The sequence below is a fragment of the Antarcticibacterium flavum genome (assembly GCF_006159205.1).
Classification (GTDB): Bacteria; Bacteroidota; Bacteroidia; order Flavobacteriales; family Flavobacteriaceae; genus Gillisia; species Gillisia flava.
The window spans coordinates 3095325-3108533 of record NZ_CP040812.1; the positions used below are offsets into that span (position 1 = coordinate 3095325).

Here is a 13209-nt window from a genome sequence, read left to right on the forward strand (position 1 = left end):
AATTCAAATACTGAAGAGCTACCTGTGGGTGGCTTTTTACTTTTTAGAGCACCCCGTTTAGCAACTTCTTTGTTATCTTGGGCTTCTAAATAACTTTATATAATGATAAAAAAATTAAGCACGCTTGGATTGCTTGCTTTTGCTGTAATGGGATGTCAAACCCAGGGCAAAGTGGCAGGTAATACAGGTAAATCCCCCAATGCAACAGTCCAGGCTTCCAAGAACAGTAATGGACTTAAATCTTACAATGAAGTGATTACTTCCCAGGCTGTTACAGATGATGGCCTTTTTAATACTCATAGGGTGGGCGATAAACTTTACTTTGAAATACCCCTGGACCTAATGGAAAAGGATATGTTGCTGGTGAGCCGTATAGCCCAGGTCCCTTCCGGTTTTGGAGGAGGTTACGTAAATGCAGGGTCTAAAGTAAATGAGCAGGTAGTACGCTGGAGCAGGAGAGGGGACAATGTGGATCTTAAAGTAATAAGTTTTGAAAATGAAAGTGATGAGGATTCCCCAATATACCAGTCTGTACTGGTGAATAATTTCTTCCCCATATTATACAGCGCCAAAATAGCAGCCTATAATAGTGATTCCACTGCGGTGGTGGCAGAGGTAAACAGTCTTTTTGAAAACGATATTGAAGCAATAAACGGGGTATCCTCCTCCCTTAAAAAAAGGTATAAGGTCAAAAAGCTTGATTCTAACAGGTCTTATATAGAATCTGTGCGTTCCTTTCCAAAGAATATTGAGGTGAAACACGTAATGACCTATGAGGCAGAGGAACCGCCTGAAAGAGGCCAGGCGGGAACTATTTCCCTTATGATGAACCAGTCCATGGTCCTTCTCCCGGATGACAAAATGCAACCGCGTATTGCAGATTATAGGGTAGGATGGTTTACCACTAAAAAATTCGATTATGATTCTGAAGAATTAAAATCTGATGACTATGAAATAATTAGAAGGTGGAGACTGGAGCCTACGGATGTTGAAGCTTATAAGCGCGGGGAACTGGTAGAACCGGTGAAGCCTATCGTTTATTACCTTGACCCGGGGACCCCGGAAAAATGGAGGCCATATTTTAGACAGGGTATAGAAGACTGGAACGTGGCATTTGAGGCTGCAGGTTTTAAAAATGCTATAATAGCCAAAGATCCTCCATCAAAGGAAGAGGATCCGGATTTTAGTCCGGAGGATGTTAGATATTCTGTAGTGAGATATGTGGCCAGTACTACCCGTAATGCCACCGGGCCATCTGTTACAGATCCTCGTACAGGGGAGATCATTGAAAGTGATATTATATGGTACCATAATCATCTTAGGTCCTACAGGAACAGGTATATGATTGAGGCCGGGGCTCAAAATCCATCTGCCAGAACCCTAAACACTCCCGAAGAAGAAATAGGGGAAATGATGAGGATGGTAATTGCTCACGAGATTGGCCACGCCTTAGGCCTTCCGCACAACATGAAAGCCAGTGCAGCTTATCCCACAGATTCGCTTCGTTCTGCCAGCTTTACACAGGAATATGGGTTGACCCCGTCTATTATGGATTATGCCAGGGTAAATTATGTGGCACAACCGGAAGATGAAGGAGTAAGATTTATACGAATGATGGGCCCCTATGATCTCTATGCTATTAATTGGGGTTACCGCTATATTCCTGAGGCTAAGAGTGCCCGGGAAGAGAAAGCAACTTTGGATAAATGGATAGCAGAGAAGGCTGGGGATCCTGTTTATGAATTTGGAGGAGGATATGATGGTGTGGACCCCCAGTCCCAAAGAGAAAGTCTTGGGGATGACCAGGTAATGGCAAGTGAATATGGGCTTGCCAATCTAAAGAAGGTGGTTCCCAATTTAATAGAGTGGACTTCAAAGGATGGATATGGATATGATGAACTCGCTGAGGTTTACAGAGAACTTACAGGAATGTGGAGAGGTTATATTTCTCACGTGATAGCCAATGTTGGAGGAGTTTATGAAACCCGAAAAACATCTGACCAGGAAGGAGCGATCTATTCTCCTGTTCCGGAAGAAATGCAAAAGAAAGCCGTGGCATTTTTGAATAACCACGCCTTTACCTCACCGGAGTGGCTTTTGGAAAGAGACCTGCTGGACAGGATAGAATCCAGTGGTGCTATTGAAAGGGTGCAGGCACTTCAAACTAACTCCCTTAACAATTTGCTTAATGAAAAACGCCTGCAAAGGATGATCACCAATGAGCAGGTCAATGGGCGGGATGTCTACACGGCCGTAGAACTGATGAAGGACCTTAGAACCGGAATTTTTAAAGAATTATATGCAGGCCAGAGAACAGATGCCTACCGCAGGAATTTACAACGTTCTTTCGTAGATGCTGCTTCTTCCTATGTAAGAAAAGTAAATGGAGCAGAAGACGACAGGATCCTAAAAAGCGATGTTATTGCCTTGATGAGGGGGGAGATGGAGCGTTTGAAGAGGGATATAAGCCAAAGGAAGTCCCGGGTTAATGATCCTTTGACCCAATATCACTGGAATGATCTTATTGCCAGAATAGACCAGGGGTTACGAATGGATTTGTAGTTCTTAAATCCCTGATGTCCGATTAGATAATGAAAAATCTTCCATAACCTTTTCTCTAATTTGTCAGAGGTCATTTCACCTTCAACCAGGGGGTGGTTTGGGATCTAAAATAATTTATGAAATTTTAAATTATACAGCAAAATGTAAATAACTGCTTTTCTGACACTGAGTTTTTTGTCTAGGTTCTATATTCTAGTACAGAGCGGTCCAGACTCTTTTAGCGGAAAACAGTGGTTCTTAAATATAGAATATAAAAAATAGGGCGCCTGAGAAATTCAGGCGCCCTATTTTTTTAATCGGGAACGATAGGTTCCGTTCTGCTTTGTTTTAATTTACATCGTCAGTATTATTGATCTCCTCCTGTACTTCCTCCTGAACCTTTTTAGCCCCGTCTTTTATTTTCTTCCCTGCTTTTTTGGTGTTGTCTTCTATATCTTCCCCTATGGCTTCAACGGCATCCTGCGTTTTTTTCTGGGTAGTTTCCCTACAGGATTGGAAAGTGGTTGCCAAACCTGCCAGCATCATTATTAAAATTACCTTTTTCATTATTTTTAGATTTAAGATTAAAAAAAGCCATCGCAAAGAAAACTTTGGGATGGCTTAAAATAAATTAAAGCAAATGACTATTGCATGTCATCATCAGCATTAAGATCATCTGTACCATCAATTTCTTCCTGTACTTCAGTTTCTGCTTCGTTGTACGTTTCTTCAGTAGTAGTTTCAATATCTGTTCCTACTTCTTCCAAAGAATCTTCTGTTCTTTCTTCAGTAGTTTCTCTACAAGAGTAAATAGATAAAGTGAAAACAGAAGCTAATAATAAAAGGGATAATTTTTTCATTTTAAAAAATGTTTGATTAGTTGAAGCAGCAAATTTAAATTAAATTTTATTTATGCAAAGGTTTCTTCTCACTTAAATACTTCCAGTAGCGTCGGGGTATATGCCGGTTATGTAATTTTAGGTTCTTCCGGGATTTGATATTCGTGCTATTAAAGTAATTTTGCCAAAGATCCTCAAATTCTATTTCAGTTGCATCAAAAACAGAGTCATTAAGAGCATCTTCATTGCTGAATTCACAATTGTCAAATGTTATAAAATTCGTAGTCTCAAGGTCAAAGAATATCCCATAATTGCGCTTTTTATCAAAAATTAACCACTTTTGGTCGGCATAACGGCTTTCAAAATGCTTCCGGATAAGTGGGAGTACATTAAAATCCGGTTCGATTTGTGCAAAGTAGATCTCATCTGCGGTAAGTTTGAATCTAACAAATGCTTCCATACGATGTTTTTCCCTGCTCACCATCTTTGCAGTCTTAGCCACCCAAAGGATCGCCGGTTCCCCGTAATCCTTTGGGCTGAAATTTTTCTTTGTAAAAGCCATTTGAGCAAATTCCAGGATCTTCATTTCCATCCCGGGGACCTCGCTTTGAAATGCAAAATATAATCTGCGGAATTCCTGCACACCCAAAATCCTAATTAAACCGCTTTTTACTCTTTCCGCCTTCAGGGAATCTGTGTATATTTCTTCTGGAGGGGAAAACATATTTGGTTGCAGGTTGTCCCTGGTGTAGATAGAGTCTACCTTCAATTTTTGTTCAAAAGCCGCGAAAATACAACAGAATAGACCTTCCAAACTGCCGTCATAGACCAGGGTTAGAATAGGTTGGTGCATATACAGGGTTTTATTAAAATAGGCTTAATTGAGGGCTTAGCTGCTGCAGGTATTTACTGCCGGAACCCTGCAAGATCTGGCCTTTGATCTTTAATGAGCTAAGATCCTGTTTCACCCACTGCGAGGAGTCACAGGTGATAAAATATTTCGCCCTGTTTAATGCCACACCAATTTTTTTAAGATGTTCCCAGTTTAATTTCCTGAAACGCCTGGCCTCAATTATCTTGTGGACAGATTTCATTCCAATGCCCGGTACCCGGGCGATCATTTCTCTACCGGCTTTATTGATATCTACAGGAAATAGGTTCCTGTTGCGCAGCGCCCAGCTTAATTTTGGATCAATATCCAAATCCAGGTTTGGGGTATCGTCGTTCAGGAGCTCTCTTACATCAAAACCATAGAACCTAAGCAGCCAGTCTGTTTGGTAGAGCCGGTTTTCTCTTAACATTGGCACCGGGCTGCCCAATGCAGGCAATCTGGAATCATCTGCTACAGGAATATAGCCGGAATAATACACCCGCTTCATCTGGTACTTTTTGTAATAATAAGTGGCAGAATACATTACATCCCTGTCACTCTCTCCCGTAGCCCCAACGATCATTTGAGTGCTTTGTCCTGCAGGGGCATATTTAGGGGTGCTTTTTATGATCTTTTGTTCACTCTTAAATTTATTGATCCCATTTTGTACCGCCAGCATTGGTTTGGTGAAATCCTCATGTTTTTTATCTGGTGCAAGTAATTTCAAACCAGATATAGTTGGGATCTCAATATTTACTGAAAGCCTGTCTGCATACAACCCCGCTTCCATCATTAATTCATCGCTAGCTCCCGGGATGGATTTTAGGTGTATGTATCCGTTGAAATTCTCTTCCAGTCTAAGTTTTTTTGCCACCTGCACCAGCCGTTCCATGGTATGGTCTGGACTTTTAAAGATGCCGGAACTCAGGAAAAGGCCTTCTATATAATTTCTTCTGTAAAAGCTCATGGTGAGATCTACCACCTCCTGAACTTTAAAAGCAGCTCTGGGAATATCATTGCTCTTTCTGGTTACGCAATAGGCACAATCAAAAATGCAGTGATTGGTAAGCAGGATCTTTAGGAGGGATACACAACGGCCATCTTCTGTGTAGCTATGGCAAATGCCCATCCCGTCACTATTGCCCAGTCCTTTGTTCTTATTGGCTCTTTTGCTGCCGCTACTGGAGCAGGAAATATCATATTTGGCTGCATCTGCAAGGATGTTCAGCTTCTCTTTTATTCTTTCAAACGACATTCAATTACCTTATTTGGATTTATTCCAAAATTAAGGATATTTTCCTAATTGAGTGGAATTGAGCTGTTAAATTTGGAGGGGTAAGAACGCTAATAAGGCAGGGGCAAAATAAAAAAATCCCGGGATGTTTGCCCCGGGATCTCTAATATAAAATGACTTTTATTTAGTCGTTATTCCTGTTGTCTCTGGACCTTCTGTCATCACGACCTCTATCGTCACGGCCTCTGTTGTCTCTTGAACCACGGTTATCACGACCACGGTCATTGTTGTCTCTTGGCGGCCTTGCCTGGTAACCTTCCGGTTTAGGTAAAAGCGCTTTTCTTGAAACTTTTTGCTTACGGGTCTTAGGATCAATTCCAAAGTATTTTACTTTAAATTCATCTCCCATATTAACCACATCGCTTACATTCTCTGTACGTTCCCACGCAAGTTCAGATACGTGAAGCAATACTTCATTACCCGGGGCAACAAGGAATTCTACCACAGCACCAAAATCAAGCATCTTTATGACTTTCACATCATAGGTTTCTCCAACTTCAGGCTTAAATAGCAAAGAATCTATTTTTGCAAGAACACTGTCAATACCTTCCTGGCTCGTTCCAAGGATCTCAACAATTCCTTTTTCATCTACCTCATTGATCACGATAGTGGTCCCGGAAGTTTTTTGCATTTCCTGGATCACTTTTCCACCTGGTCCAATAAGCGCACCAATGAATTCCTGTGGGATCTCTCTGGTAACGATCTTTGGAGCGTGAGCTTTCACACCTTCATTTGGCTGGGCAATTGCCTCTGTAAGTTTCTCTAAAATATGAAGTCTTCCTGCACGCGCCTGTTTAAGGGCTTTTACAAGGATCTCATAAGGTAATCCTTTAACTTTAATGTCCATCTGGCAGGCAGTAATTCCATCTGTAGTTCCGGTTACTTTAAAGTCCATATCTCCAAGGTGATCTTCATCTCCAAGAATATCTGATAATACCGCGTGGCGGTCCCCATCAGAGATCAATCCCATTGCGATCCCGGATACCGGTTTCTTCATTTGGATCCCGGCGTCCATCATTGCCATTGTACCGGCACAAACCGTTGCCATAGAAGAAGATCCATTGGATTCCAATACTTCAGAAACTATTCTCACAGTATATGGATTGTCTGCAGGGATCATTCCTTTTAGTGCACGTTGTGCAAGGTTCCCGTGACCAATCTCACGTCTTGAAGTCCCTCTAATTGGGTATGCTTCCCCTGTTGAGAATGGAGGGAAGTTATAATGTAGATAGAAAGTTTCCTCGCCCTGGTGGGTTGGCATATCTATCATATTTGCTTCTCTGGAAGTTCCAAGGGTCACTGTTGCAAGCGCCTGGGTTTCTCCTCTTGTGAAGATCGCAGAACCATGGACAGATGGCAGATAATCTATCTCACACCATATTGGGCGAATTTCATCTGTTTTTCTTCCGTCCAGTCTAAGACCTTCAGCCAGGGTAAGTTCCCTTACCGCCTCCTTTTCAGTTTTGCTGAAATAAGATTTGATAAGATCCCTGTTTTCTTCCAGTTCTTCTTCAGTAAACAATGCAAGTACTTCTTCTTTTACTGCTGCAAATGCTTCGCTTCTTTCTCTTTTTCCGTGTCCACCCTTAGCAATATCATAGATCTTTTGATAAGCAGTATCATGAATTTTTTGCTGAATGGATTCGTCCTTCTTTGCAGGCTCATATTCTCTCACCGGCTTTCTTCCAACAGCTTCCACGAGGCGTTCCTGGGCTTTGATCTGTTCTTTGATAGCTTCATGGGCAAATTTAATAGCTTCTGCCATTTCTTCTTCTGAAATCTCTTTCATCTCACCTTCCACCATCATTACAGAGTCTGCAGAGGCACCAATGATCATATCAAGGTCTGATTCCAATAGCTGGCTTCGGCTTGGGTTGATGATGAACTCACCGTTTACCCTACCAACGCGTGCTTCAGAAATAGCACACTCAAAAGGAACATCTGAAAGCTGTATAGCTGCAGATGCTGCCAATCCTGCAAGGGCATCCGGCATCACCTCTTCATCATGAGACATCAACTGGATCATTACCTGGGTCTCTGTCTTATAATCTGATGGGAAAAGTGGACGTAGCACCCTGTCTACGATCCTCATTGTTAATACTTCCCCGTCACTTGGCCTTGCTTCTCTCTTGAAGAAACCGCCCGGGTAACGTCCTGCCGCAGCAAATTTTTCACGGTAATCTACAGTTAATGGAAAGAAATCCATAGTGCTTTCCTTGTAAGAGGAAACAACTGTACAAAGGAGCATTGCGTCTCCCATTTGAACAACAACAGAGCCATGGGCTTGTTTTGCCAATTTTCCGGTTTCGAGGGTGATGGTCCTGCCATCGCCTAGATCGATAACCTCTTTAAATGTCTTTGGAATCATAAAAATTTTTTGAATTCAATATGTATCACTACATATTACGTTAAACAATGGTCTCCCTATGAATAATTCATCGGGACTTGCTGTGTTGTTGTTGTGTAGTTGTTGTTGCAGACCAATGAAAAACTACTCTCTGCCGGATGGCCTGGAGTTATAGTTTTGTAACAATAAAAATAAAAAGACCTTACAATAATATTGTAAGATATAAAAAAGGGGGCATAAAGCCCCCTGAAAATTATTTTCTTAATCCTAATTCCTTTACGATGGCACGATATCTCAAAATATCCTTTTTCATCAAGTAATCAAGCAGGCTTCTTCTTTTACCTACCAACTTCACTAATGAACGCTCTGTATTGAAATCCTTACGGTTTCTCTTTAAGTGCTCTGATAGGTGAGAGATACGGTGAGTGAATAATGCGATTTGTCCTTCTGCACTTCCGGTATCATCTTTTCCTTTACCGTGCTTTGCAAAAAGCTCCTGTTTTTGTTCCTGAGTTAAATACATTCCAATATTAAATTTAATGATTTTTATGTATTGACAGCTTTTCTGTCAAGCGGCAAAGATAGTATATTTTTCATAAAATCGGTTTGCCTGCCAATTTTTATTTTTAGGCCCTTATCTTCTCATTTTGAATAAGATCCAAATATAAATTGATCTTATTTTTAAGTTCAGATCGTGGGGTTATGAAATCCAGGAATCCATGTTCCAAAAGGAACTCCGCAGTCTGGAAATCCTTTGGTAAGTCCTGTCCTGTAGTATCTTTAACTACTCTTGGCCCGGCAAAACCTATAAGAGCTCCCGGCTCTGATATATTAATGTCTCCAAGCATTGCGAAAGATGCCGTGGTTCCACCAGTGGTAGGGTCTGTACAAAGGGAAATGTAAGGGATAGCCTCATCTGCCAGTTGTGCAAGTTTGGCCGAGGTCTTTGCAAGCTGCATTAAAGAAAGTGCCGCTTCCATCATCCTGGCACCACCAGATTTGGAAATTATAAGTAGAGGTATCCTGTGTTCCAGGGAATAATCTGCCGCACGGGCTATTTTTTCACCTACCACAGAGCCCATGGAACCTCCAATGAAAGCAAAGTCCATACATGCTACTACCAGTTCCTTGCCTTTGGATTTTCCAACAGCAGTTCTTACCGCATCTACCAGGCCGGTTTTCTCCTGGGCGGCTTTTAGCCTGTCTGTATACTTTGAAGTATCCTCAAAATTAAGAGGATCCTTAGAACTTACATTTTTATCCAGTTCTTTATATTGGTTGTTATCAAAAAGGATCTTGAAATATTCGTTACTCCCTATTCTCACGTGGTAACCATCCTCGGGGCTTACGTAAAAATTCTTTTCCAGCTGCTCTGCATCTACGATCTTACCCGTTGGGGATTTGTACCATAATCCTTTAGGCACATCCTTTTTTTCTTCAGTGGGCGTTTGAATACCTTTTTGTGTTCTTTTAAACCAGGCCATGAATTCTTAGATTAAAGATTTATTCCGCGTCAAAATTACAGAATCCTTCAGTTTTAAATGAAGGTTTAATTAAAATAAAAACAGCCGGAGTACATTAAAGTAGCTCCGGCTGGTATAAATAGATTATAAAGTGTTTACGTTATTAAGATCCTCAAAAGCTTTCTTTAAACGGGCAATAAAGGTCTTTTCCCCTTCACGCACCCATACCCTTGGGTCATAATGTTTTTTGTTTGGCGAATCTGGTCCATCCGGATTTCCAATTTGAGCAGCAAGATAATCTTTTTTGCTTCCCATATAGTCCCTTATTCCTTCCAGGTATGCATACTGTAGGTCTGTATCTATATTCATTTTAATTACCCCGTAACTAATCCCTTCCCTAATTTCCTCAAGGGTTGAACCGCTTCCTCCGTGAAAAACAAAGTCAATATGGTTGGGACCCAATCCATATTTCTCACTTACAAATTCCTGGGAGTTCTTAAGGATCTTTGGTGTAAGTTTTACATTCCCTGGTTTGTACACCCCGTGAACATTTCCAAAGGCAGCGGCAATTGTGAACTGGTCACTCACCTTGCTCAATTCTTCATAAGCATAGGCAACTTCCTCCGGTTGGGTATAAAGTTTGGAATCGTCAACATCTGTATTATCAACTCCATCTTCCTCGCCCCCGGTAATACCCAACTCAATTTCAAGGGTCATTCCCATTTTGCTCATCCGCTTGAGGTACTGCTTGCAGATATCGATATTCTCTTCAAGAGATTCTTCAGAAAGATCTATCATATGTGAGCTGTAAAGAGGTTTTCCTGTTTGCTCAAAATGCTTTTCACTTGCATCCAGTAAGCCATCTATCCAGGGAAGTAATTTTTTGGCAGCATGATCTGTATGAAGGATCACCGTTGCCCCGTATAATTTTGCAAGTTCATGAATATGCTTTGCTCCTGCAACCCCGCCGGCAATAGCCGCCTGCTGGTTCTCATTGGAGAGGCCTTTACCTGCATTGAACTGTGCTCCTCCATTTGAGAACTGGATGATAACCGGGGAATTCAATTGTGCTGCTGTCTCAAGTACTGCGTTGATGGAACTGGAACCTATAACATTTACCGCGGGAAGTGCAAAGCCTTTTTCCTTGGCATATTTAAAGATTTCCTGTACTTCTTTTCCTGTGGCAACACCGGGTTTTATATTATGACTCATAATAGGTTTTTTCAAAAATTTGTTTTACAAAAATAGGAAAATTTGTTCGGTTAGAAGGGGTAATTGATCCCAACGTTATATACGGCATTATTGAAATTAAAGTTGTTAAACCACCTGTCTTCCTCTGGGAGTGCGGGGTTGTATGCTTTGAAACCCACGTCAAAGCGCAGGACAAAGAAATTAAAATCATATCGAAGACCGGTACCCGTACCTACTGCTATTTCCTTTAGATCTGAAAATGAAGTGAAAGTAGCAGCCTCATCTTCCACTATATCCAGGACATTCCAGATATTTCCCGCATCTATGAAAAAAGCAGAATTCAAGGCGCCGAAGAGGTTGAACCTGTACTCGGCATTCAGGGCTATTTTCATATTGGCCTCATTGAATTCATTTCTACCGCCGCTGCTTCCCGGCCCCAGGTCGTAAACCTGCCACGCCCTGTTGTCATTGGGGCCGCCACCAAAGAAACTGCGTATAAATGGAATGCTGTTGGCATTGCCATAGGGAATAGCAACACCTCCAAATGTGCGTATGGCAAAAATGTTCTTATTTCCCCAGTCCCAATGTTTTATATAATCTATTTCGGTTTTCACATATTGTGAAAAGTTTACTCCCACCACTTCATAGGCTCCATCTTCATTCCTGCTCATCCCTGCTAAGGAGGAAACTGCAGAGAGAATGTTTCCTGCTGTTTCGATCTTAAACCTGAACCTTGAAAAATCATTATCATAAAGATTTTGCTTGTTATTGCGTAAATAGGTGAAGTTGGAGGAGAAGATAAGGTTGTTCTCTGTCAATCTATTTTTACGTTCTCCTATATTACGCACTTCCTGTTCCTGTGCAGGGGAAAGGCCGGAGGTACCTGGTAGATCCCTGGTGACATCACGAATGAAACCCTCTGCCCCCTCCGGGATGGTCAATCTTCCCACCTCATTTAAATATTCCGGAGAGGTAACCACGTTCCCGGAACGGATGATCTCATTCAGGTTATTGTAGGAGCTACGGTATACATTAAAATAATTATCGGTATTGAGATTCCTAACATATTGTATGTTGAGCAGGTCCATCCTGTGGGATAAAATCCTGGAAGGGTTCCAGCGGTAATTCAGGATCCCGTTTAGGTTTTGTTTGTCAAGCCCAATATTATTCTGTGTGCTCACCCCCAGGCTAAGGGAGGTAAATGGGTTCATGTATTTTGGAATGAAACTCTCTGTATCAAAAGGAAGAAAGATGCGTGGGAATGTGAGTTTTATATCTGCCCCCACTTCAGATATATTGAAGAACCTGTCGCGGGAACTTCCCCTGGCAGCATCAGATGATGCCCCAATACTTCCCCTACCGGAGATCTCAAAATTTTCAGCACCACCAAATACATTCCTAATTAAAAGGCTTCCTCCAAACCCAATCCCAAAATCCTGGATATTACTTTGAGAAATGTCAAAATCAAAACCGAGGGAATATTTTTGCTGTGGTGAGAGAAAAATATTTGCGATAAGGGCGGTATTTGTAGTATCTGCAGGATCCCTTGTATATTCTATAGTAGGATATTTAAACACCCGCAGGGAACTTATCCTGTTATAGGTCCTGGTCCTGTCCAGGTCGCGAAAGATCTCTCCCGGCCTTATAAAAAGAGCATCTGTAATTGCCCGGGGTTTGAATTCCATCTCATCGAAACTATAGATGTTGTAGCCGTTGAACTGCACACTATCTGTCACCGGGGAGTTGCGGTTGGCGAAGGAATAATCTGTAAAAACATTTACCTCGCTTATTTTATGGATCTTAAATGGGACCCTGGTGGTGTAATCCCCTTCTGTTACCTGCCTGTTGTTAATGATCACGGTAGCGTTTACCTTATGATTGGTGTCTACGGTATCTGCCTCAAAGGAAATATATTCCTGGTCAAAATAGTACACCCCGTTGTTCCTAAAAAGCTGGGTGAGCCGGTCCCGTTCCTCATTAAAATCAAGGGTACGGTACTGGGTGTTTGTCGTGATTATTGACTCTGCCTCGTGCGCCTGATAAAGAGAATCTATAACGGGGGAAGCAATTCGCCTGCGTATGGAATCTACTATATAAGGCTTATAGGTGGTTACGAAATAATCGATTTCCCCTCTTTTTTCTTTTTCTGAAGGTTTTATCTCGTAATCAATCTCAGCATTGAACCAGCCGTGATTAAAATACCAGGACAGCAACCGGTTACGTGATTTTTTTGCCAGTTCCTCATCAATGATCACTGGCGCCTCCCCGGCTCTTTTTATCCATTGATTAAGGTTGATATAAGATTCCCGCATTTTATCCACCTGCTTGCGGGAATAGATATTCACCAGGCGTTGTTCCCTGTTAGGATTCTTGTGCAACCAATTTAAAAAAACTGAATCAGGTTGTGGCTTGGCCAGGTTGTAAAAGTGGAGCTGTATGGGAAAACCCAGTAATGTTGTATTGGGCTCCTGATATAACTGGTTGTAGATCCTGTTTTCCTTTACTTCTTCCCCGTTCCTGTAGATAGTGTTATCTGTAAGTAATAATTCATCGCTTTCAATTCGTTTAACGGCATTACAGGAGGCTAAAAATAGGATGGTTAAAATAAATAACGATATTTTTGCAGGAAGGGGTTTCAATAAATGTTTATTAAGGATTCAAAA

The 13209-nt window shown here is 41.6% G+C and carries 10 protein-coding genes; 1 reads left to right on the forward strand and 9 read right to left on the reverse strand.

The genetic code is table 11. The features are described 5' to 3' along the window. Nucleotides 1-102 precede the first annotated feature (102 nt). Nucleotides 103-2562 carry a zinc-dependent metalloprotease gene (locus tag FHG64_RS13395; protein ID WP_139066880.1) on the forward strand — a complete coding sequence of 820 codons (2460 nt, stop codon included), beginning with the start codon at nucleotides 103-105 and terminating at the stop codon, nucleotides 2560-2562. 327 nt (nucleotides 2563-2889) lie between these two features. On the opposite strand, the gene FHG64_RS13400 is transcribed toward FHG64_RS13395, so the two are convergent. The 9 genes from FHG64_RS13400 to tamL form a co-directional block, all read right to left on the reverse strand. Then, complete coding sequence (locus tag FHG64_RS13400; protein WP_139066881.1) at nucleotides 2890-3108, reverse strand: hypothetical protein; 219 nt, start codon at nucleotides 3106-3108, stop codon at nucleotides 2890-2892. Between the two features lie 77 nt (nucleotides 3109-3185). Further along, entirely contained in the window at nucleotides 3186-3401 is a 216-nt protein-coding gene (locus FHG64_RS13405) for a hypothetical protein (RefSeq protein ID WP_139066882.1), read from the reverse strand. 46 nt (nucleotides 3402-3447) lie between these two features. Continuing rightward, complete coding sequence (locus tag FHG64_RS13410; RefSeq protein ID WP_139066883.1) at nucleotides 3448-4233, reverse strand: TIGR03915 family putative DNA repair protein; 786 nt, start codon at nucleotides 4231-4233, stop codon at nucleotides 3448-3450. 13 nt (nucleotides 4234-4246) lie between these two features. Then, entirely contained in the window at nucleotides 4247-5506 is a 1260-nt protein-coding gene (locus FHG64_RS13415; RefSeq protein WP_139066884.1) for a putative DNA modification/repair radical SAM protein, read from the reverse strand. Between the two features lie 163 nt (nucleotides 5507-5669). Next, nucleotides 5670-7913 carry a polyribonucleotide nucleotidyltransferase gene (locus FHG64_RS13420; RefSeq protein WP_139066885.1) on the reverse strand — a complete coding sequence of 748 codons (2244 nt, stop codon included), beginning with the start codon at nucleotides 7911-7913 and terminating at the stop codon, nucleotides 5670-5672. A gap of 232 nt (nucleotides 7914-8145) precedes the next feature. Beyond that, a complete protein-coding gene (gene rpsO, locus FHG64_RS13425) occupies nucleotides 8146-8415 on the reverse strand; it encodes a 30S ribosomal protein S15 (RefSeq protein WP_139066886.1) in 270 nt (89 codons plus the stop codon). A gap of 103 nt (nucleotides 8416-8518) precedes the next feature. Beyond that, complete coding sequence (accD, locus tag FHG64_RS13430; RefSeq protein WP_139066887.1) at nucleotides 8519-9376, reverse strand: acetyl-CoA carboxylase, carboxyltransferase subunit beta; 858 nt, start codon at nucleotides 9374-9376, stop codon at nucleotides 8519-8521. A 123-nt stretch (nucleotides 9377-9499) separates the two neighbouring features. Further along, entirely contained in the window at nucleotides 9500-10567 is a 1068-nt protein-coding gene (fbaA, locus tag FHG64_RS13435) for a class II fructose-bisphosphate aldolase (RefSeq protein WP_139066888.1), read from the reverse strand. Between the two features lie 50 nt (nucleotides 10568-10617). Continuing rightward, nucleotides 10618-13185 carry a translocation and assembly module lipoprotein TamL gene (gene tamL, locus FHG64_RS13440; RefSeq protein ID WP_139066889.1) on the reverse strand — a complete coding sequence of 856 codons (2568 nt, stop codon included), beginning with the start codon at nucleotides 13183-13185 and terminating at the stop codon, nucleotides 10618-10620. Nucleotides 13186-13209: the final 24 nt, after the last annotated feature.

Bases quoted from the DNA above. Each gene is read 5' to 3' on its own strand.
- FHG64_RS13395 (WP_139066880.1), top strand. From the start codon at position 103: ATGATAAAAAAATTAAGCACGCTTGGATTGCTTGCTTTTGCTGTAATG.
- FHG64_RS13400 (WP_139066881.1), bottom strand. From the start codon at position 3,108: ATGAAAAAGGTAATTTTAATAATGATGCTGGCAGGTTTGGCAACCACT.
- FHG64_RS13405 (WP_139066882.1), bottom strand. From the start codon at position 3,401: ATGAAAAAATTATCCCTTTTATTATTAGCTTCTGTTTTCACTTTATCT.
- FHG64_RS13410 (WP_139066883.1), bottom strand. From the start codon at position 4,233: ATGCACCAACCTATTCTAACCCTGGTCTATGACGGCAGTTTGGAAGGT.
- FHG64_RS13415 (WP_139066884.1), bottom strand. From the start codon at position 5,506: ATGTCGTTTGAAAGAATAAAAGAGAAGCTGAACATCCTTGCAGATGCA.
- FHG64_RS13420 (WP_139066885.1), bottom strand. From the start codon at position 7,913: ATGATTCCAAAGACATTTAAAGAGGTTATCGATCTAGGCGATGGCAGG.
- rpsO (WP_139066886.1), bottom strand. From the start codon at position 8,415: ATGTATTTAACTCAGGAACAAAAACAGGAGCTTTTTGCAAAGCACGGT.
- accD (WP_139066887.1), bottom strand. From the start codon at position 9,376: ATGGCCTGGTTTAAAAGAACACAAAAAGGTATTCAAACGCCCACTGAA.
- fbaA (WP_139066888.1), bottom strand. From the start codon at position 10,567: ATGAGTCATAATATAAAACCCGGTGTTGCCACAGGAAAAGAAGTACAG.